This is a genomic window from Bradyrhizobium sp. B039, from assembly GCF_038965675.1.
Classification (GTDB): Bacteria; Pseudomonadota; Alphaproteobacteria; order Rhizobiales; family Xanthobacteraceae; genus Bradyrhizobium; species Bradyrhizobium diazoefficiens.
Map to the genome: position 1 here is coordinate 3159173 of NZ_CP152416.1, position 19208 is coordinate 3178380.

Here is a 19208-nt window from a genome sequence, read left to right on the forward strand (position 1 = left end):
CGGAATGACAATGCCAGACAACGGCGCGAGACAGGCGAGGGGCGCTAGCGATGCTCGAGATCCGCAACCTTGCAAAGTCCTTTGGCGGCGTGAAGGCGACCAACGACGTGACGCTCGACTTCCCCGATGGCTCGCTCACCGCCGTGATCGGCCCGAACGGCGCCGGCAAGAGCACCTTCTTCAACCTGATCACCGGCGCCTTGAGGCCGGATTCCGGCGAGGTCCTGCTCGACGGCGTCGATCTCGCCGGGCGTTCGCCGCCGGAGATCGTGCGCCACGGCATCGGCCGCGCTTTCCAGGTCGCCAGCATCTTCAAATCGCTGACGGTGCAGGAAACCATGCTCGCCGCGGTCAGCGCCGATCAGCGCACTTCCGCAGTGCTGCACAAGCGCTTTCCCTTGCCCGAGACGCGCGATCGCGCCGAGCATGTGATGGAGCTGTTAGGCCTGTCCGGCAAGCGCAACCGCACCGCGGCGACGCTGTCGCATGGCGATCAGAAGCTGCTCGACATCGCGCTGGCGCTCGTGCTCGAACCAAAGGTGCTGCTGCTGGACGAGCCGACCGCTGGCATGGGCCCGGAGGAGCGCTGGCGCATGATCGACAAGGTGCGCGAGCTCTGGGAGACGCAAAAGATCACCGTCGTCTTCATCGAGCACGACATGGACATCGTGTTCAAGATCGCGCCGAAGATCGTCGTGCTTTGCTATGGCCGCATCCTCGCCACCGGCACGCCGGACGAGATCCGCAACAACAGCGCGGTGATCGAAGCCTATCTCGGCACCGAACATGCGGGAGCGGCCGAATGAGCGCAGCCATCATCGAAGTCGCCGATCTCGACGTCTATTACGGCACCAGCCAGATCCTGTTCGGCGTCGGCCTTTCCGTGCGGCAGGGCGAGACCATGGCGCTGCTCGGCCGCAATGGCGCCGGCAAGTCGACGACGATGAAGGCGATCATGGGCCTGGCACCGCCGCGGCGGGGCAGGGTCAGCCTGCGCGGCGCGGTGATATCCGGCCGGAAGCCGCACCATATCGCCCGCGCCGGGCTCGGCTTCGTGCCGGAGGACCGCCAGATCTTCCCGGAGCACACGGTCGAGGACAATCTCGTCATCGGTCGCAAGAAGGGGCCGGAAGGCCAGGACGAGTGGCCGATCAAGCGCATCTATGAAGTCTTCCCGCTGCTGGAGCCGCTGCGCCATCGTATCGCCGGACGCCTGTCGGGCGGTGAGCAGCAGATGTTGGCGATTGCGCGCACGCTGATGGGCAACCCGGCGCTGTTGCTGCTCGATGAGCCGAGCGAGGGCCTCGCGCCGATCATCGTGCAGCGGATCGGTGAGCTTTTGCGCCAGCTCCGTCAGCTCGGCTCGACCGTGCTGATCGCCGAGCAGAACATGCATTTCTGCCTTGGCCTGGCGAGCCATGCCACGGTGATCGACAAGGGCCAGATCGTCTATGCCGCCGGAATCGACGAGCTGAAGGCCAACGAGGCGATCCGGCGGCGTTATCTGGCCCTATAGCCTGGGCGCCGGTGTCCAAATAGGCCGGAAGAAGAAAACTGTTGTCCCGGGGGTGTCCGACGGAAGGAGTTTCCCCGTCGAGGCGCAAAAACGCCAATCGCTTCCATTGCCGTTTGGGGCCGAAACGACGACATTCCGTTCAGAATTTGATGGATTGGCGCAAGCTATGGAACGCACTCGATTTGAACCCTTCGGCGAGCAGCTGGTGTCCGCGACGGACACCCAGCCCAAGTCGCGCGCCTCGAAGCTCCTGTTGCGGGCCGGTACCACGCTGTTCTGGTCGCTGGTCGCGGGCATCGTGCTGGCGCGCGCGGCCTTCTTTGAGCCGGGCATCTATGACGGCTTCAGCCGCGTCGCCTCGCTGGCCAAGAACCTGATCTTCTGAGCCGGTTTATTCCGGGTCGAGGACAGAACTTCGCTCGGCCCTGATATGTCGAAAACTTATTTCCCAATTGGATCGTGCTGCGTATAAATCTTTCTCCTCTGGGAGAGATTTGTGTCGCAGAATCAAGCATCCAGCCCGGCCGATGCCAAGCCGGCCACCGCCATAAGCCGCATTGCGGCGCTGATTCCGGGCATCCTCCTCTGCATTGCCGTCGCCGGCGTCTCCGCCCTGTTGGAGCGGGCGGAACTGGGCGTGTTCGAGCATCCCTATGTCGAGGCGCTGGTGATGGCGATCCTGCTCGGCATGGCCCTGCGCAGCTTCTGGAAGCCCGCGCCGCGCTGGCAGGCCGGCATCGCCTTCAGCGCAAAACAGCTGCTTGAAGTCGCAGTCATGCTGCTCGGAGCCTCGATCAGCTTCGCGGCCATCGCCGCCTCGGGCATCGCGCTGCTCGCCTCGATCGCCGCGGTCGTCGTCATCGCGCTCTGCGTCTCCTTCGGTCTCAGCCGGCTGCTCGGCCTGTCGACGCGGCTGTCGATCCTGATCGCCTGCGGCAACTCGATCTGCGGCAATTCGGCGATCGCGGCCGTGGCGCCGATCATCGGCGCCAACAACGACGAGATCGCGTCCTCGATCTCCTTCACGGCGATCCTCGGCGTGATGATGGTGCTCGGCCTGCCGTTGCTGATCCCGCTGCTGCAACTCTCCGCCACGCAATATGGCATTCTCGCGGGCCTCACCGTCTACGCGGTGCCGCAGGTGCTCGCGGCGACGGTGCCGGCCGGCCTCGTCTCGACGCAGATCGGCACGCTGGTGAAATTGATGCGTGTGCTGATGCTCGGACCGGTCGTCGTCGGCCTGTCCCTGGTCGCCTCGCGTTGGCAGAGCGACGCCAAGAAGACCAATGTCGGCTTCTTCCGCCTGGTCCCGTGGTTCATCCTCGGCTTCCTCGCGCTGGCGACGCTGCGCTCGCTGGAGATCGTCCCTAGCACGGTGGTCGGACCGGTGACCAAGATCACCAGCTTTTTGACGGTGGTGTCGATGGCGGCGCTGGGCCTCGGCGTCGACGTCCGTGTGCTCGCCAATGTCGGCGGACGGGTGACGGCTGCGGTGACGCTGTCGCTGATGCTGCTGCTCGGCATCAGCATCGCGCTGGTGCATTGGTTTAAGTGATCTTGCCGCGATGGCGGTGCTGACCCTCTCCCCTTGTGGGAGAGGGTGGCTCGCCGCGAAAGCGGCGAGACGGGTGAGGGGTTGTCTCCACGAGTACTTCTCTCACGGTGTCATTCGCGGATAGAACCCCTCATCCGGCGCTTCGCGCCACCTTCTCCCACAAGGGGAGAAGGGAAGTAAGAGCGCTAGCTGCGCCTAAATCACATCTGCCAGCGAATGCCCGTGCAGCTCGATGTTCAGCCCCTGCATGCCCATGTCGGTGATCTCGCCGCCCATCGCCTTCAGGCTTTCCTCGCGGATCAGCGACATCAGCCCGCGGCGCAGGCCCAAGAACTCCGACGACATCATCATCGCTTGCTGCCGCGGCCGCTCCAGCGGGATCGGAATCTCCGCCTTGATCGAGCCGGGGCGGGCGGTCATGCAGTAGACGCGGTCGGACAGGAAGATCGCCTCGTCGATGTCGTGGGTGACGAACAGCACCGAGATTTTCAGCCGCTGCCACATATTGGTGAGGATCTGCTGCATGATGACGCGGGTCTGCGCGTCGAGCGCGCCGAACGGCTCGTCAAGCAGCAGCACCTTCGGTCCCGTCGCGAGCGCCCGCACGATGCCGACGCGCTGCTTCATGCCGCCGGAGAGTTTTTCCGGATAATGCTTCTCGAAGGCCTCTAGCCCGGCAAGCCCGAGCAGCGTGCGCGCGGCCCGCTCACGCTGCGAGCGCGGCATGCCGCGCATCTTCAGGCCGAACTCGACGTTCTCTCGCACCGTCTTCCAGGGAAACAGCGAATATTGCTGGAACACCATGCCGCGCTCGGCGCTGGGGCCGTTGACGCGATCGCCGTCGACGGTGACGATGCCTGTGGTGGGCTTGAGGAATCCGGCGACCGCGTTGAGCAGCGTGGACTTTCCGCAGCCCGAGGGACCGACGATCGAGACGAACTCGCCGGGCTTCACATGGATCTGCGTGTCGGTGACGGCCTGAACCGGTCCCTCGATACTGTCATAGCTGAGCGAGAAGTTCCGGACTTCGATATGGCCCTTCGACGGGTTCGCGAGCATCTCGCTCATGTCGACCTCCACGGCATCACCAATTGTCCCGCGCCCCTGATGAGCAGGCTCGATCCGAGGCCGAGCACGCCGATCGCGATCATGCCGAGCGCGATGTCGGCATACTGGACCAGCGAATAGGCCTCCCAGGTGAAGTAGCCGATGCCGTATTGGCCCGAGATCATCTCGGCGGCGATCAGCGACACCCAGGCGACGCCCATGCCGACTGTGAGGCCGGTGAAGATGTGCGGCAGCGAGGCCGGGAAATACACCTCGCGGAAGATCGAGCGTTCGCGCGCGCCGAGACACTGCGCGGCGCGCACCAGCACCGGATCGACCAGCGACATGCCGTGCAGCGTGTTGACCAGGATCGGAAAGAACGAGCCGAGGAAGGTGATGAAGACGATGCTCTGCTCGTTGGTCGGCCACAGCATGATCGCCATCGGCACCCAGGCGATCGCCGGGATCGGCCGCAGCACCTCGGCGACCGGGAAGATGATCTCGTGGACCAGCTTGAAACGGCCCATGATCAGGCCGAGCGGCACGCCGACGATGGCCGCGAGCGAGAAGCCGATGAAGATGCGCCGGCAGCTCAGCACGATGTGCATCAGGAACTTGGGATCGTGGATCGCCTTGGTGAAGCTGGCATAGACCGCGAGCGGCGAGGGCACGTTGGTGAAGCGCACGAAGAACACGACGCGGTAGGTCGTGAGCAGGTGCCAGACCAGCAGGAACGCGATCAGCGAGGCGATGCCGATCGCGGTGGCGCGCAGACGGCCCTGGTTGAGACGATACCAGCGCAGCGCGAGCGTGCCGAAGGAGGGCGGTGTCTTGGGCGGCGTGACGGCGGGCAAGGGGCCCGCCTCAGCCATTGCAGTTGTTGCCGGCATGCTGTCCTCGGACTGTCTGACGAGGGCGGGACTGCTCACGTCTTGCCTCCGCCGACCGCCGCCTTCACCGCATCGTTGAAGCCGAGCACCTTGCCGCCGATCTTGGCCGCATGGGCTTCGGCATCCTTCTTCAGCAGGAACGGCGCGACGTCGCCATTTCCGACCGCGAAGAAGGCCTGGTCGGCGAACAGCTTGATGCCGCGGGTGGTGTCGAAGACGTAGGCGACGTTGATCTTCCTGCCCTTGGCCTTGAAGTCGGCATAGGCGCCTAACGTGCAGGCCGCGGACGCGAACGGCAGGATGCCGGCTTCATCCACCCAGACCTCGCCGGCCTTGCGCGGATCGGTGATCGGCTTCTTGCAGAAGCTGTCTTCGCCCGTGATTTCGTAGTTCTTGGTGCTCGCAAGCTGCGCATTGTAGTCGAGCTTCATCTCGGCATAGGCCTTGCGGATGTAGCTGTCGTCGACCCATTTCTTCGGATCGAACTCCTTCATGCGGCCGAGGTTCTGCAGCACCTTGACGTCGGTCGTGGCGGCATCGATCAGCGCCGGCTTGATCGTCGGGTCTGTGGTCATGTTGCCGCTGGGGCCGAGGAAGATATAGACGACCTCCTTGTTGATCCCGGTCCATTCCTGGATCTTCTCGGCGGCAAGCTTGGGATCGTCGCGCAGCCACTGGTTGGCGGCGATCAGCGCCTTGAAGTAGGCGACGACGACCTCGGGATATTTTTCCGCGAAGTCCGTACGCACCACGATGCCGTGGAAGGTCGGCAGATTGGTCTCGACGCCGTCAAAGATCTTTCGCGCGAAGCCGCGGAACGGCAGCAGCTCGGCGAAGGGGACGAAGTCGGCATGCGCGTCGATCTTCTTTTCCTGGAGATTGGTCGAGCCGACCTCCGGGCTCTGGCTGACGAGCTGGAAGAAGTCGGATGTGTAGCCGCGGTCCTGCATCGCCTTGAGCACCATGCCGTGCGCGGCGGAGCCGAACGGCACGCTGACCAGCTTGCCCTTGAGATCGGCGAGATCGTAGTAGGGCGAGTCCTTGTGGACGACGAGGCCGTTGCCGGAGCCGGACAGGCTGTAGGCGGCGATGCCGATCAGGCGGCTCTTGCTCTCCGGATTGCTCTCGAAGGTGAAGCCGTTCACGATCAGCGGATAGTCGCCCATCATGCCGATCTGCAGCTTGTTCGCCATCATCGCGTTGGTGACGGGCGGGCCGGAGGTGAAGTTCTGCCACTCCAGCTCGAACTTGATGTTGGCGTATTTGCCTTCCTTCGGCAGATATTGTTCGAGGAGATGAAGCTGGCGGATCACGACGCCGGCGGTCACCGTGTTGGTCGTGGTGTCCTGCGTTCCGATGCCGAGCGTCACGGTTTCCGCCGAGGCCGGCTGCGCGAGGATCAGCGCCAGCGACGTCACCGACATCGCGATCGAGAGCGTGGGAAGATGGCGGACCATTCTCATCCTCATTCGGTTGGATGTGCTGTGGTTGCCATGATTGGGTGAGGGCCTGGACAGGGCAAATCCGGAATGAGCGCCGCAGTCGATTAGTTGCCGGGAAAAGCTGATTGCATACTCCTTGGGCAGTCCTGCACTATAAAGCCGCTTGCCTGTGCACCGGCCCTGGCCGCAGGCTTCCTTAATCGGACGCTTGGCCGCGCATCTCTTCCAGCACGTCGGTGCGGCACACCACGATCTGCGAGCGTTTGGTCACGACGATTCCCTTCTCCTGCATGCGCTTCAGGCTGATCGTGACCCATTGCCGGGTGGCGCCGACCATGTGGGCGATGTCGGCATGGGTGAAGGCGGCTGCGATCACCCGGCCGTCCGCATCCTCGACGCCGTAGAGCTCGACGAGATGCAGCAGGAGATGCGCAAGGCGCTGGGTGATCGAGCGCGTTCCCAGCATCTGCGCCAGCGCGGAATAGCATTTGCCCTTGAAGGTGAGGCCTTCGATCAGGCCGATCGCAAGGTTCGGGATCTCTGCGGCAAGGGACCGCAGTTCCTTTCCGGGAAGGTGCACCACGCTGCAATTGCTGGATGCGACGCCGGACCATTGATGCACGGTGCCTTCGAACACCTCCGGCCCGCCGACGAAATTGCCGACATGCCAATAGGCCAGCGTGATCTCACGTCCGAGCGGGGAGGTGTAGAACACGCGGATGCGGCCGCTCTCGATCAGCCAGATGCCGTCATGCTTGCCGCCCTGGCTGAACAGCGTCTGGCCGCGGTTGAGCACCTTGCGGCGACCCTGCTTCAGCACCAGCTCCCGCTCGCGCGGCGTCAGCTTGTCCATCAGCGCCGGCGGTCCGCCGATCCATTGCTGGTTCTCGGTGAGCAGCAGCGAGGAGCTTCCGGCAGGCCGGACTGCCGGGGGAACAGCCCCGCGAACCACATTGGCCGCCTGCAACATCACCTGCCTCCGGAACGTTCAAGTCGTTCTAATGAGGAGCAATGTCCGTGCCAGATTCACTCCGCTGTCATCGCCCGGCTTGACCGGGCGATCCAGTATTCCAGAGGCGTCAATGGGTTATCGAGAGGCCGCGGCGTACTGGATTCCCCGCCTTCGCTGGGAATGACAGCGGAATTTGTGGCTTGGCTAGCGTGCCTCACCAACATCGTCGTCTTGGACAAGCGAGCGAAGCGGAGCGCTGATCCAGGACCCATTACCACACGTGTGCGTTGTTGCGCGGCCATGTTGCCACAGCCCGCTTTTGCAACTTGCTCTTGGGGTAATGGGTCCTGGCTTTCGCCAGGACGACATCGATGGGTTAGCGCCCCGCCAGGCTCAGCAGATACGGCTTGGGGTAAATCCCCCGGTTGTGCCCATCCGAAAATGAGATGTTCAGCCCATAGCCGAGATCGCCGATCTCGGTGATGGCGATGCCCGGAAAGCGGTCGGGGAAGCGGCCGTCGAAGCGGGCGCGGGTGCAATGGGCGCACTTGCAGGAGAGGCGAAGCTGTTCGGCGGGCAGGCTCAACGCATCGTCCTGCGTGGTGCGGACGAGGAGCGCGGCGAGATCGGCGCTGGCTTCGTAGTCGGCTACGGTCGGTGCCACCAAAGTCATGGTCATGACGAACCTCCGACTCCTCTCTACGTCGTTGTGACGCCACTGCGATAGCAACTAATTGCCAGCGCGCGTGCGCTCGCCTGACCTTCGCTGCCTGCTCTTCAGTCACCGCCCGCGAAATGTGAAACTAATCGACCGGAAATTTCACTTACGAATTGCCGGACTCTCCTCGCTCCGAAACCTTGGGCGTCGTCGATGGCCAAGGAGAGACCATGAGCGCATTTCAGAGGGAAACGGTTTTGTCGGTCAGGCACTGGACCGAGTCCCTGTTCAGCTTCACCGCGACACGCGATCCGGGCTTCCGCTTCCAGAACGGCCAGTTCGCCATGATCGGCCTCGAGGTCGAGGGCAAGCCGTTGATGCGGGCCTACAGCATGGCGAGCGCCAATCAGGAGGAGGCGCTCGAGTTCTTCTCGATCAAGGTTCAGGACGGCCCGCTGACCTCGCGCCTCCAGAAGATCAGGGAAGGCGACATCATCCTGGTCGGCCGCAAGGCGACGGGCACGCTGATCACCGGCAACCTCATTCCGGGGAAACGCCTGCTGCTGCTCTCGACCGGCACGGGACTCGCGCCGTTCGCCAGCCTGATCAAGGATCCTGACGTCTACGAGAATTACGAGACCATCGTGCTCGCCCATGGCTGCCGCCAGGTCTCCGAGCTCGCCTATGGCGAGCACCTCGTCGAAGGCCTGCGCAGCCACGAATTCTTCGGTCCCCTGATCCGCGACAAGCTCGTCTACTACCCGACCGTGACCCGCGAGCCATTCAGGAACCGCGGCCGCATCACCGATCTGATCGCCTCGAACCAGCTGTTCGACGACATCGGGCTGCCGGGCCTCGATATCGAGACCGACCGCATCATGCTGTGCGGCAGCCCGGCGATGCTGGAGGAGCTCCCTGCGATGTTTTCCGCGCGCGGCTTTGTCGAGGGCAATCACAGCCAGCCCGGCCATTTCGTGATCGAAAAGGCCTTTGTCGAGCGCTGAGGCGCAAATCGCGGCCCGGCGACAACTAATTGCTATCGCCGGAACGTCACCTGAACAAATCTGATGCAAAGGCGCCGGCTATCGGCGAACCAGGAGCAAGCGATGGCACTAGATCAGATCGTCGACGGACTTTCGGAGGTTTCCTGCGATGTACTGGTCATCGGCGGCGGCACGGCCGGCCCGATGGCGGCGCTCAAGGCGAAGCTGAAGAATCCGAAGGCCAATGTCGTCCTGCTCGAGAAGGCGAACGTCAAGCGCTCCGGCGCGATCTCCATGGGCATGGACGGGCTCAACAACGCGGTCATCCCCGGTTACGCGACGCCCGAGCAGTACACCAAGGAAATCACCATCGCCAATGACGGCATCGTCGACCAGAAGGCGGTCTATAAATACGCGCAGAACTGCTACAAGATCATCGAGGAGCTCGACAGCTTCGGCATCCGCTTCCTGAAGAACGAGAACGGCGACTATGCCGTCAAGAAGGTGCATCACATCGGCACCTATGTGCTGCCGATGCCGAACGGCGAGACCGTGAAGAAGGCGCTGTACCGTCAGCTCCGCCGCGCCCGCATCCTGATCTCCAACCGCTACATGGCGACGCGGCTGCTGAAATCGTCTGATGGCCGCATCGCCGGCGCGATCTCCGTCAACACGCGAACGGCCGAGATGCTGGTGATCAAGGCCAAGGCGGTGATCCTGTGCATGGGCGCCGCCGGCCGCCTCGGTCTGCCGACCTCCGGCTACATGTTCGGCACCTATGAGAACGCCGCCAATTCCGGCGACGGCTACTCCATGGCCTATCACGCCGGCGCAGCGCTCGCGAACCTCGAATGCTACCAGATCAATCCGCTGATCAAGGACTATAACGGCCCGGCCTGCGCCTATGTCGCCGGTCCCTTCGGCGCCTTCACCGCCAACAACGAAGGCTCGCGTTTCATCGAATGCGACTACTGGTCCGGCCAGATGATGCTGGAGTTCTACAATGAGCTCTTGTCCGGCAAGGGGCCGGTGTTCCTCCAGCTCAAGCATCTTCACCCCGACACCATCTCGGAGATCGAATCCACGCTGCACAAGGTCGAGCGTCCGACGCGCGGCCTGTTCCAGCAGGGACGCGGCGTCGACTACCGCAGCGAATCGATCGAGATGCACATCTCCGAGATCGGCTTCTGCTCCGGCCACAGCGCCTCCGGCGTGTTCGTCGACGACAATGCCCGCACCACCGTGCCCGGCCTCTACGCCGCCGGCGACATGGCGAGCGTGCCGCACAACTACATGCTCGGCGCCTTCACCAACGGCTCGGTCGCCGGCATCGACGCGATGGAGTTCGCCGACAGCCACGACTTTGCGGAGTTCGACGCCGCCGATGTCGCGCTGGAGCGCGACCGCGTGATGGCGCCGACCAGGCGGGAGGACGGCATTCCGCCGAACCAGGTCGAGTACAAGACCCGCCGCCTCGTCAACGACTATCTCCAGCCGCCAAAGGTGACGCGCAAGTACGAGCTCGGCATGCGCCGCCTCGCCGAGACGCGGCAGGACATGCAGGAGCACATGATCGCGCGCAACGCCCACGAATTGCTCCGCGCCCTAGAGGTGCAGTCGATCATGGACTGCGCCGACATGGCGGTGCACGCCTCGCTGTATCGCGAGGAGAGCCGCTGGGGTCTCTATCACTGGCGCACCGATTTCCCGGAGAAGGACAACGAGAACTGGTTCTGCCACACGCTGCTCTCCAAGCAGAACGGCAAGATGACCAGCGAGAAACGTGCCGTGGAGCCGTACGTCGTGCCGATCGCCGACGACGAGAAGGACCTCTACGACAAGCAGCGCATCCGCGCCTCCGCCTGATCCACCAGACCATAGCAACAGGAGACATAAAATGCCTCTCGCGTCCTATCAAACATCGGTTCCGGTGGTCGTGGACGATGCCAAATGCATCGCCGACAAGGGCTGCACCGTTTGCGTCGACGTCTGCCCGCTCGACGTGCTCCGCATCAGCGAGATGACCAACAAGGCCTACATGGCCTATGACGAGTGCTGGTACTGCATGCCCTGCGAGGCCGATTGCCCGACCGGCGCCGTCACCGTCAACATTCCCTATCTGTTGAGGTGATCATGTCGAGCCCGTTCGAATCCTACGACGATCTCGAAGACGCCGACGAGCGGCTTCAGGCCGCCGATCCCGCCGAGCGCCGCGTCGCCATCATCGCGCTCGGCCATTCCGGCGATCCCGCGGCCGTTGCGCATCTCGCCAACATGGTGGCCGACCCTGATGCCGGCGTGCGCCAGCAGGTCGCCATGGCGCTCGGCGAGTTCGACGGGCCGGAAGCCGCGAGCGCGTTGGTGAAATTGCTTGTCGACCCTGAAAGGATCGTGGCATCGGCTGCGGCCGACAGCATGGCCGAGTTCAAGGATCCGGCCTGTGCCGGAATCATCCTGCCGCTGGTCAAGCACGCCCACGCCTTCGTCCGCATGGGCGCGCTGCGCGCGCTGAAGGAATTGCGCTGCAAGGACACGCTGAAGCCGGCGCTGGAAGCGCTCCAGGACACGGACGCCGCCGTGCGCGTGCAGGCGATCGGCGTGATCGGCTTCCTCAAGCTGGAAGAATCCATCCCGGCGCTGACCGCGCTGATCAACGACCCTGATGCCCATGTGCGCCGCGCCGCCGTGAGTGCGCTGGCGTTCTCGCAGATGAAGCCGGCCGCCGAGACGATCACGCGCGCGCTGAAGGACAGCGATTGGATGGTGCGCGAGATGGCGGCCGAAACGGTGGGCCTCAACGTCAACGGCTCGCTCGCCGCAGACCAGCTCGTGGCTTCGCTTGGCGACGAATTCTGGCAGGTGCGGCTGAAGGCGATCCGCAGCCTCGGTAGGATGAAGATCGAGCGCGCGGTGCGCCCGATCGGCAATTGCATCAATCACGACCAGGCCAATTTGCGGAAGGAGGCGGCCGCCGCGCTCGGCGAGATCGCCCATCCCGACGGCGAGGCGTTCCTCGCCGTCATCGCCGACGATGCCGACCCTGATGTCCGCAAGAACGCGCGCTGGGCACTCCAGCAGATCGCGGCCCGCAAGGCGCGCGCAGGGGCATAGCGGCTCTTCGCTGCCGGTCTGGACTTCCCCTGCCAGACGTTTATTGGTCTTCGCCAATGGGATCGGCCTGCCGTTCGAACGCGGCCGGTCCGAAAAACAGCGAGGACGCCGGCCATGACGACACTGTCCGTTAAAGACCTTCTCCCCGAAGATGGAACGAAGGGGACGCTGGTCGGCCGCGTCTGGCTGCCGCAGGTCAATGGTCCGGCCGTGGTCGCCGTGCGCGGCGACGGTGTCTTCGACGTCACCGCCAAATTTCCGACCGTCAGCGCGCTTTGCGAAGAGGACAATCCGGCCAAGGCGCTCGCCGCGACCAGGGGTGAGCGCATCGGCGATCTCGACGCCATCGTGGCCAATACGGCCCCCGATGGACGTGACCCCAAGAAGCCGTGGCTGCTCGCGCCGGTCGATCTCCAGACCCTGAAGGCGGCCGGCGTCACCTTCGCGATCTCGATGCTGGAGCGCGTCATCGAGGAGCGCGCCAAGGGCAATCCGGCCTCGGCCGAAGCGATCCGGAAAGAGGTGACGCGGCTGATCGGCGACGATCTGTCAAAGCTCAAGCCGGGCTCGGACCAGGCGATGCACCTGAAGCAGGTGCTGATCGATCAGAACGCCTGGAGCCAGTATCTCGAGGTCGGCATCGGTCCCGATGCCGAGGTCTTCACCAAGGCACCGACCCTGTCCTCGGTCGGCACCGGCATGGACGCCGGCCTGCATCCGAAGTCCACCTGGAACAACCCCGAGCCAGAGCTCGTGCTGTTCGTGTCGAGCCGCGGCAAGATCGTCGGCGGCTCGCTCGGCAACGACGTCAATCTGCGCGACTTCGAAGGGCGCTCGGCGCTCTTGCTGTCGAAGGCCAAGGACAACAACGCCTCCTGCGCGATCGGCCCGCTGCTGCGCCTGTTCGACGAGACGTTCTCGCTCGACGACGCGCGCAAGCTCGACATCAGCCTGAACGTGAAGGGGACCGACGGTTTCGTCCTCGACGGCCATTCCTCGATCAGCAAGATCAGCCGCGATCCGACCGACCTCGTCGAGCAGACCATCGGCAAGGTCCATCAATACCCTGACGGCTTCGTGCTGTTCCTCGGCACCATGTTCGCGCCGGTCAAGGACCGCGATGCGCCGGGGCAGGGCTTCACCCACAAGCGCGACGACATCGTCACCATCGCCGCGCCCCAGCTCGGCAAGCTGGTCAACCGCATGCGCACCAGCGACGAGTGCGAGCCATGGACCTTCGGCTTCAGTGCGCTGATGAAGAACCTCGCGCAGCGGAAGCTGATCTAGCTTCTTTTTCGCCTCTCCCCGCTTGCGGGGAGAGGCCGGAATTTGCGCGAAGCGCGAATTCCGGGTGAGGGGGAGTCTCCGCGAGTCGATTTGGTCGACCTACGCCGAGCTCCACACATCGTCATTGCGAGCGCCCTCACCCCAACCCTCTCCCCGCAAGCGGGGCGAGGGAGCGCACCTTCATCTCCTCGTTGCATCGCTGGAACAAAATCGCGCTAGGCGTGTCATAGAGCCACCCAGTCCGCCAACGCGCGGTTTCCTCCAAATAGTCAGATAATATGACTAGTCGGAACCGATCTTCCGTGAAATAGTGCCTCCCGCCGCCCGCAAAGGACGGTCCGCAGGTGCCATGCTACCAATCGGCGCCTGAGATAAACACAAGATCACTTCTTGGGAGACACGCCTGATGATCCTCAAAGCCCTCTTTGCAGCCAGCGCCACGGCCGCGTTGCTGCTCGCGCTGCCGGCGAATGCCGCCGAGCCCACCATCGGCTTCTCGCAGATCGGATCGGAATCCGGCTGGCGCGCGGCCGAGACCTCGGTCTCCAAGCAGGAGGCCGCCAAGCGCAAGGTCAATCTCAAGATCGCCGACGCCCAGCAGAAGCAGGAGAACCAGATCAAGGCGATCCGCTCCTTCATCGCGCAGAACGTCGATGCGATATTCCTCGCGCCCGTCGTCTCGACCGGCTGGGACTCGGTGCTGAAGGAAGCCAAGGAGGCCAAGATCCCGGTCGTGCTGCTCGACCGCGACATCGATCCCTCCGGCAAGGAACTCTATCTCACCGCCGTCACGTCGGACAGCGTGCACGAAGGCGAAGTCGCCGGCGACTGGCTGGCCAAGACCATCGGCGGCAAGGCCTGCAACATCGTCGAATTGCAGGGCACAGTCGGCGCCAGCGTCGCTGCCAACCGCAAGAAGGGTTTTGACACCGCCATCGCCAAGCACGCGAACCTGAAGGTGGTGCGCAGCCAGACCGGCGACTTCACCCGCGCCAAGGGCAAGGAGGTGATGGAGAGCTTCATCAAGGCCGAAGGCGGCGGCAAGTCGATCTGCGCGGTCTACGCGCACAACGACGACATGATGGTCGGCGCGATCCAGGCGATGAAGGAAGCCGGCCTCAAGCCCGGCAAGGAGATCCTCACCGTCTCGATCGACGCGGTTCCCGATATCTTCAAGGCCATGGCCGCCGGCGAAGCCAATGCCACGGTCGAGCTGACGCCGAACATGGCGGGCCCCGCACTCGATGCCATCGCGTCCTTCAAGGACAAGGGCACCGTTCCGCCCAAGTGGATCCAGACCGAGTCCAAGCTCTATACCGCGGCCGATGATCCGCAGAAGATCTACGACAGCAAGAAGGGCCTCGGTTACTGAGGCGGGCGCCGTGCCGGACCGCCCATTTGTGGTCCGGCACACCCTTCGGCACCGCTGCGCGAACGAATAGGCTGGGTGTCCGCAGCATCAGCGGACGCCGGTGGGAGTGACGTCGTTATGGAGAACAGCCCCGATCCTGCTCCGCCCCTTCTGGACGTGCGCGGGATCAGCAAGAGCTTCGGCGCTGTGCGTGCGTTGCAGGAGGTCGACTTCACGCTTCGCGCCGGCGAGATCCATGCGCTGCTCGGCGAGAACGGCGCCGGCAAGTCCACGCTGATCAAGGTCGTCACGGGCGTATTTCCGCGCGACGCCGGCATCGTCAGGCTCGGCGGCGAGGAGGTCGCGCCGCGCTCGGCCAAGGCCGCGCTTCAGGCCGGCATCGCCACGGTCTACCAGGAGGTCAATCTGCTGCCGAATCTCTCGGTGGCGCAGAACCTGTTTCTCGACCGCCAGCCGATGCGCTTCGGCATCGTGCGCGACGGCGAGATGCGCCGCCGCGCCAAAGCGCTGCTCGCCGACTTCGGCCTCGACATCGACGTATCAGCGCCGCTCGGCAGCTATTCCGTCGCCGTGCAGCATGTCACCGCGATTGCGCGCGCCGTGGATCTGTCCGCGCGCGTGCTGATCCTAGACGAGCCGACCGCGAGTCTCGACCGTCACGAGGTCGAGATCCTCTTCGGCATCATGCGCCAACTGGCGAAACGCGGCATCGGCATCGTCTTCGTCAGTCATTTTCTCGATCAGGTCTACGAGATCTCCGACCGCATCACCGTCTTGCGCAACGGCCGCCTGGTCGGTGAGCGCGAGACCGCCTCGCTGCCGCGGATCGAGCTGATCCGCATGATGCTCGGCCGCGAACTGGCCGAGACCACCGGCGCGCGGGCGGCGACACGCGAGCATCAGGCGCGCGAGATCTGCGCGAGCTTCGAGAATTACGGCAAATCCGGCTATGTCGCGCCGTTCAATCTCGAGCTGCGCCATGGCGAGGTCGTCGGCCTCGCCGGCCTGCTCGGCTCGGGCCGCACCGAGACGGCGCGGCTGGTGTTCGGCGCCGAGCGCGCCGATCGCGGGCAGGCGAAGGTTGAAGGCGCGCCCGTGCGGCTGCACTCGCCGCGCGACGGCGTGCGCCACGGCTTTGGCTATTGCCCGGAGGAACGCAAGACCGACGGCATCGTCGCCGAGCTCAGCGTGCGCGAGAACATCGTGCTGGCGCTCCAGGCCAAACGCGGGCTGCATCGGCCGCTGTCGCGCCGCGAGCAGGACGAGATCGCGCGCCGCTACGTCAGGATGCTGGACATCCGTCCGTCCGATCCGGAGCGCCCGGTGGGCCTGCTCTCCGGCGGCAATCAGCAAAAAGTGCTGCTGGCGCGCTGGCTCGCGACCTCGCCGCGGCTGCTGGTGCTGGACGAGCCGACCCGCGGCATCGACGTCGGCGCGCATGCCGAGATCATCCGCCTGATCCGCGACCTCTGCGACGAAGGGCTCTCTCTGCTCGTGATCTCCTCGGAGCTGGACGAGATCGTGACCTATTCGGATCGGGTCGTGGTGCTGCGCGACCGCGCCCATATCGAGCAGCTCGCGGGCGAGGCGATCGACGTCGGCAACATTCTCGCGGCCATCGCGGCCGACGGCGCCGCCACAGCGCATGAGGGGCGGGCATGATAGCGCTGTTGCCGCGCCGCGGCCTTGCCCAGATCCTGGCGCTGATCGTCATCCTCGCGGTCGACCGCGTGGTGTCGCCGCAATTCTTCGACCTGCGCCTCCAGGACGGCCGTCTGTTCGGCAGCCTGATCGACGTGCTCAACCGCGGCACGCCGGTGGCGCTGCTCTCGCTCGGCATGGTCCTGGTGATCGCGACGCGCGGCATCGACCTCTCGGTCGGCGCGATCATGGCGATCTCGGGCGCGATTGCGGCGAGCCTCGCCGACAGCCACGGGCTTCCGATCGTGCTGGCGGCCGCGCTTGGCGCCGGCCTCGTCTGCGGATTGTGGAACGGCTTTCTCGTCGCGGTGCTCGGCATGCAGCCGATCGTGGCGACGCTGATCCTGATGGTGGCGGGGCGGGGCATCGCCCAGCTCATCACCGAGGGACGTATCGTGACGTTTTCCTCGCCCGACCTGGTCTGGCTCGGCAATGGTGCCATCCTCGGCCTGCCGGTTCCGGTCGCGATCGCCTTGGGCATGCTGATCCTCACCGGCGCGGTGGTGCGCGGTTCGGCGCTCGGGCTTCTGATCGAGGCGACCGGCGGCAATGCGCGGGCGAGCGAGCTTGCCGGCGTCGGCACCCGCGCGATGATCCTGTCGGTCTATGTCTGGTGCGGCGTCTGCGCCGCGCTGGCCGGCGTGATTGCGGCCGCCGACATCATGGGCGCCGATGCCAACAATGCCGGCCTCTGGCTCGAGCTCGACGCGATCCTGGCCGTGGTGATCGGCGGCACCTCGCTGTTCGGCGGCCGCTTCAGCCTCGTTCTGGCCGTACTCGGCGCGCTGATCATCCAGACCATGAACACCGGGATCCTGCTGTCCGGCTATCCGCCGGAGTTCAATCTGCTGGTCAAGGCGGTGGTCGTGCTCGCGGTTCTGCTGCTGCAATCGCCGAAATTCTCGGGGCTTGCCGGTATCGCGGCGCGGCTGCGGAGGGCGAAAGCATGAAAGGCCTGCCGCCCGTCCTGATCACGGCCATCGTGCTCGTCGCGGGCTTCGCGCTCTGCGCCGTGCAATTCCCCAACATCGCCTCCACCCGCGTGGTCGGCAATCTCCTCACCGACAATGCCTTTCTCGGCATCGTCGCGACCGGCATGACCTTCGTCATCATCTCCGGCGGCATCGATCTGTCGGTCGGCTCGGTGATCGGCTTCACCACCGTCTTCGTCGCGCTGGCGATCGAGCGCTGGGGCGTGCCGCCGCTGGTCGCCTTCGTCGCCATCCTCGCGCTCTCGGCGGCGTTCGGTGCGGCGATGGGCGCGGTCATCCATGTCTTCGATCTGCCGCCTTTCATCGTGACGCTGGCGGGGATGTTCCTGGCCCGCGGCGCGAGCTTCCTGCTCTCGACGGAGTCGGTCCCGATCACCGCGCCGGTCTATTCCACCGTGTCGGACTTCGCCCTGCGGATGCCCGGCGGCGGGCGGCTGACCGCGATTGCGATCATCATGCTCGTGATCGTGATCGGGGGCGCCTTGCTGCTGCATCTCACGAGGTTCGGCGCCAATGTCTATGCGCTCGGCGGCAGCCGGACCACTGCAAGCCTGATGGGCGTTGCGGTCGGCAAGATGACGGTGAAGATCTACATGCTGTCGAGCCTGCTTGCAGGCATCGCCGGCATCGTCTTCTCCTTCTACACCAGCGCCGGCTACTCGCTGTCCGCCGTCGGCGTCGAGCTCGACACCATCGCCGCCGTCGTGATCGGCGGCACGCTGCTCACGGGCGGGCAGGGCTCGGTGATCGGCACCTTCCTCGGCGTGCTGATCCAGGGCCTGATCCAGACCTACATCAATTTCGACGGCACGCTGTCGAGCTGGTGGACCAAGATCGCGACCGGCGTGCTACTGTTCGCCTTCATCGCCTTGCAGCAGGGGCTGGTCGCGCTCGCGCGCCGGCCCGCGGCCAAGAGTGCGGGAGCTGCCACATGACCTCGCGCATTGTCGTCATCCCGACGCGCCGGGCCCACTCCAATCACGCGGAGGTGGCCCGCTCGATCGGCGTCGACATCATCGCCGGCCGTTACGCGGAGGGGACACGCCTGCCGGGCGATGCCGAGATGATCGCGATGTTCGGCGTGTCGCGGCCGGTGCTGCGGGAGAGCGTGAAGACGCTGGTGGCCAAGGGCCTGCTCACCACCAAGGCCCGCGTCGGCACCGTCGTGCGCGAGCGCGCGGCCTGGAACATGTTCGATGCCGACGTGCTGGCCTGGCATCTCGACGCCGGCATCGACAAGCGCTTCCTCAACGACCTCGCAGAGATTCGTCTTGCGGTCGAGCCGCGCGCGGCCGAGCTCGCAGCGAAGCAGCGGTCCGAGGAGGACGTCGCCGAACTGCGGCGCAGCATGGAGCGCATGCGGCGTGAAGCCTCCGACTCGGTGGGCTTTGCCGATGCCGACCTCGCGCTTCACGTTGCCGTGGCGCGGGCCTCCGGCAATCTGTTCATGCGCTCGATCGGGCATGTCATCGAAGCCGCCTTGCGCGCCTCGTTCCTGCTCAGCGCCCCGGTCGAGCCGGAGGACCGCGACGCCGTGCTGCTCTGGCATCAGAAGATCGTCGACGCGATCGCGGCCGGCGATGCCGAGGCGGCATCGGAGGCCATGGTCTTTGTCATTCACAACGGCATGAGCCGCCACGAGGACACGGTGATCGAGACCGCCCCGGCCGAGGTGCTGCCGTCAGCCGATACTGGAGAATAA

The 19208-nt window shown here is 64.9% G+C and carries 19 protein-coding genes; 14 read left to right on the forward strand and 5 right to left on the reverse strand.

Annotation, left to right across the window (positions count from 1 at the left end; translation table 11 throughout):
• The first annotated feature begins 50 nt into the window (after positions 1 to 50).
• From AAFG50_RS14765 to AAFG50_RS14780, 4 genes are all read left to right on the forward strand, one after another.
• Complete coding sequence (locus AAFG50_RS14765; protein WP_028172187.1) at positions 51 to 806, forward strand: ABC transporter ATP-binding protein; 756 nt, start codon at positions 51 to 53, stop codon at positions 804 to 806.
• A complete protein-coding gene (locus AAFG50_RS14770; RefSeq protein ID WP_011085971.1) occupies positions 803 to 1516 on the forward strand; it encodes an ABC transporter ATP-binding protein in 714 nt (237 codons plus the stop codon). Before AAFG50_RS14765 ends, AAFG50_RS14770 begins: the two co-directional genes overlap by 4 nt.
• A 166-nt stretch (positions 1517 to 1682) precedes the next feature.
• Positions 1683 to 1901 carry a hypothetical protein gene (locus AAFG50_RS14775; RefSeq protein WP_028172186.1) on the forward strand — a complete coding sequence of 73 codons (219 nt, stop codon included), beginning with the start codon at positions 1683 to 1685 and terminating at the stop codon, positions 1899 to 1901.
• A 111-nt stretch (positions 1902 to 2012) separates the two neighbouring features.
• Complete coding sequence (locus AAFG50_RS14780; RefSeq protein ID WP_011085973.1) at positions 2013 to 3071, forward strand: putative sulfate exporter family transporter; 1059 nt, start codon at positions 2013 to 2015, stop codon at positions 3069 to 3071.
• 195 nt (positions 3072 to 3266) lie between these two features.
• Here AAFG50_RS14780 and AAFG50_RS14785 read toward each other — a convergent pair whose 3' ends face one another.
• From AAFG50_RS14785 to AAFG50_RS14805, 5 genes are all read right to left on the reverse strand, one after another.
• Entirely contained in the window at positions 3267 to 4139 is an 873-nt protein-coding gene (locus AAFG50_RS14785; RefSeq protein WP_028172185.1) for an ABC transporter ATP-binding protein, read from the reverse strand.
• The gene (locus AAFG50_RS14790) at positions 4136 to 5047 is read right to left on the reverse strand and encodes an ABC transporter permease (RefSeq protein WP_028172184.1); all 912 of its coding nucleotides are present in this window, start codon (positions 5045 to 5047) and stop codon (positions 4136 to 4138) included. Before AAFG50_RS14790 ends, AAFG50_RS14785 begins: the two co-directional genes overlap by 4 nt.
• Entirely contained in the window at positions 5044 to 6465 is a 1422-nt protein-coding gene (locus tag AAFG50_RS14795) for an ABC transporter substrate-binding protein (RefSeq protein ID WP_028172183.1), read from the reverse strand. The genes AAFG50_RS14790 and AAFG50_RS14795 overlap by 4 nt, the downstream gene beginning before the upstream one ends.
• Before the next feature lie 181 nt (positions 6466 to 6646).
• Positions 6647 to 7420: a Crp/Fnr family transcriptional regulator gene (locus tag AAFG50_RS14800; RefSeq protein ID WP_186363047.1), complete on the reverse strand. Its 774-nt coding sequence runs from the start codon at positions 7418 to 7420 to the stop codon at positions 6647 to 6649.
• Between the two features lie 358 nt (positions 7421 to 7778).
• Complete coding sequence (locus tag AAFG50_RS14805; protein ID WP_028172181.1) at positions 7779 to 8075, reverse strand: gamma-butyrobetaine hydroxylase-like domain-containing protein; 297 nt, start codon at positions 8073 to 8075, stop codon at positions 7779 to 7781.
• Positions 8076 to 8290: 215 nt separating this feature from the next.
• On the opposite strand from AAFG50_RS14805, the gene AAFG50_RS14810 reads away from it, so the two are divergent.
• From AAFG50_RS14810 to AAFG50_RS14855, 10 genes are all read left to right on the forward strand, one after another.
• Positions 8291 to 9064 carry a ferredoxin--NADP reductase gene (locus AAFG50_RS14810; protein ID WP_342714189.1) on the forward strand — a complete coding sequence of 258 codons (774 nt, stop codon included), beginning with the start codon at positions 8291 to 8293 and terminating at the stop codon, positions 9062 to 9064.
• A gap of 102 nt (positions 9065 to 9166) precedes the next feature.
• Complete coding sequence (locus tag AAFG50_RS14815) at positions 9167 to 10909, forward strand: fumarate reductase/succinate dehydrogenase flavoprotein subunit (protein ID WP_028172179.1); 1743 nt, start codon at positions 9167 to 9169, stop codon at positions 10907 to 10909.
• 31 nt (positions 10910 to 10940) lie between these two features.
• Positions 10941 to 11174, forward strand: coding sequence for a ferredoxin family protein (locus AAFG50_RS14820; RefSeq protein ID WP_011085981.1), 234 nt, complete (start codon positions 10941 to 10943; stop codon positions 11172 to 11174).
• 2 nt (positions 11175 to 11176) lie between these two features.
• Positions 11177 to 12154, forward strand: coding sequence for a HEAT repeat domain-containing protein (locus tag AAFG50_RS14825; protein ID WP_028172178.1), 978 nt, complete (start codon positions 11177 to 11179; stop codon positions 12152 to 12154).
• A gap of 114 nt (positions 12155 to 12268) precedes the next feature.
• A complete protein-coding gene (locus AAFG50_RS14830) occupies positions 12269 to 13441 on the forward strand; it encodes a fumarylacetoacetate hydrolase family protein (protein ID WP_028172177.1) in 1173 nt (390 codons plus the stop codon).
• Positions 13442 to 13847: 406 nt separating this feature from the next.
• Positions 13848 to 14813, forward strand: a complete 966-nt coding sequence (ytfQ, locus tag AAFG50_RS14835; protein ID WP_028172176.1) for a galactofuranose ABC transporter, galactofuranose-binding protein YtfQ — start codon at positions 13848 to 13850, stop codon at positions 14811 to 14813.
• A gap of 117 nt (positions 14814 to 14930) precedes the next feature.
• Positions 14931 to 16475 carry a sugar ABC transporter ATP-binding protein gene (locus tag AAFG50_RS14840; RefSeq protein WP_028172175.1) on the forward strand — a complete coding sequence of 515 codons (1545 nt, stop codon included), beginning with the start codon at positions 14931 to 14933 and terminating at the stop codon, positions 16473 to 16475.
• Complete coding sequence (locus AAFG50_RS14845; protein WP_028172174.1) at positions 16472 to 17464, forward strand: ABC transporter permease; 993 nt, start codon at positions 16472 to 16474, stop codon at positions 17462 to 17464. Before AAFG50_RS14840 ends, AAFG50_RS14845 begins: the two co-directional genes overlap by 4 nt.
• Positions 17461 to 18441, forward strand: a complete 981-nt coding sequence (yjfF, locus tag AAFG50_RS14850) for a galactofuranose ABC transporter, permease protein YjfF (protein ID WP_028172173.1) — start codon at positions 17461 to 17463, stop codon at positions 18439 to 18441. The genes AAFG50_RS14845 and yjfF overlap by 4 nt, the downstream gene beginning before the upstream one ends.
• The gene (locus AAFG50_RS14855; protein WP_011085988.1) at positions 18438 to 19208 is read left to right on the forward strand and encodes a FadR/GntR family transcriptional regulator; all 771 of its coding nucleotides are present in this window, start codon (positions 18438 to 18440) and stop codon (positions 19206 to 19208) included. Before yjfF ends, AAFG50_RS14855 begins: the two co-directional genes overlap by 4 nt.

Coding starts and splice junctions, on each gene's coding strand:
- AAFG50_RS14765 (WP_028172187.1), top strand. CDS start 51: ATGCTCGAGATCCGCAACCTTGCAAAGTCCTTTGGCGGCGTGAAGGCG.
- AAFG50_RS14770 (WP_011085971.1), top strand. CDS start 803: ATGAGCGCAGCCATCATCGAAGTCGCCGATCTCGACGTCTATTACGGC.
- AAFG50_RS14775 (WP_028172186.1), top strand. CDS start 1,683: ATGGAACGCACTCGATTTGAACCCTTCGGCGAGCAGCTGGTGTCCGCG.
- AAFG50_RS14785 (WP_028172185.1), bottom strand. CDS start 4,139: ATGAGCGAGATGCTCGCGAACCCGTCGAAGGGCCATATCGAAGTCCGG.
- AAFG50_RS14795 (WP_028172183.1), bottom strand. CDS start 6,465: ATGGTCCGCCATCTTCCCACGCTCTCGATCGCGATGTCGGTGACGTCG.
- AAFG50_RS14800 (WP_186363047.1), bottom strand. CDS start 7,420: ATGTTGCAGGCGGCCAATGTGGTTCGCGGGGCTGTTCCCCCGGCAGTC.
- AAFG50_RS14805 (WP_028172181.1), bottom strand. CDS start 8,075: ATGACTTTGGTGGCACCGACCGTAGCCGACTACGAAGCCAGCGCCGAT.
- AAFG50_RS14810 (WP_342714189.1), top strand. CDS start 8,291: ATGAGCGCATTTCAGAGGGAAACGGTTTTGTCGGTCAGGCACTGGACC.
- AAFG50_RS14815 (WP_028172179.1), top strand. CDS start 9,167: ATGGCACTAGATCAGATCGTCGACGGACTTTCGGAGGTTTCCTGCGAT.
- AAFG50_RS14820 (WP_011085981.1), top strand. CDS start 10,941: ATGCCTCTCGCGTCCTATCAAACATCGGTTCCGGTGGTCGTGGACGAT.
- AAFG50_RS14825 (WP_028172178.1), top strand. CDS start 11,177: ATGTCGAGCCCGTTCGAATCCTACGACGATCTCGAAGACGCCGACGAG.
- AAFG50_RS14830 (WP_028172177.1), top strand. CDS start 12,269: ATGACGACACTGTCCGTTAAAGACCTTCTCCCCGAAGATGGAACGAAG.
- ytfQ (WP_028172176.1), top strand. CDS start 13,848: ATGATCCTCAAAGCCCTCTTTGCAGCCAGCGCCACGGCCGCGTTGCTG.
- AAFG50_RS14840 (WP_028172175.1), top strand. CDS start 14,931: ATGGAGAACAGCCCCGATCCTGCTCCGCCCCTTCTGGACGTGCGCGGG.
- AAFG50_RS14845 (WP_028172174.1), top strand. CDS start 16,472: ATGATAGCGCTGTTGCCGCGCCGCGGCCTTGCCCAGATCCTGGCGCTG.
- yjfF (WP_028172173.1), top strand. CDS start 17,461: ATGAAAGGCCTGCCGCCCGTCCTGATCACGGCCATCGTGCTCGTCGCG.
- AAFG50_RS14855 (WP_011085988.1), top strand. CDS start 18,438: ATGACCTCGCGCATTGTCGTCATCCCGACGCGCCGGGCCCACTCCAAT.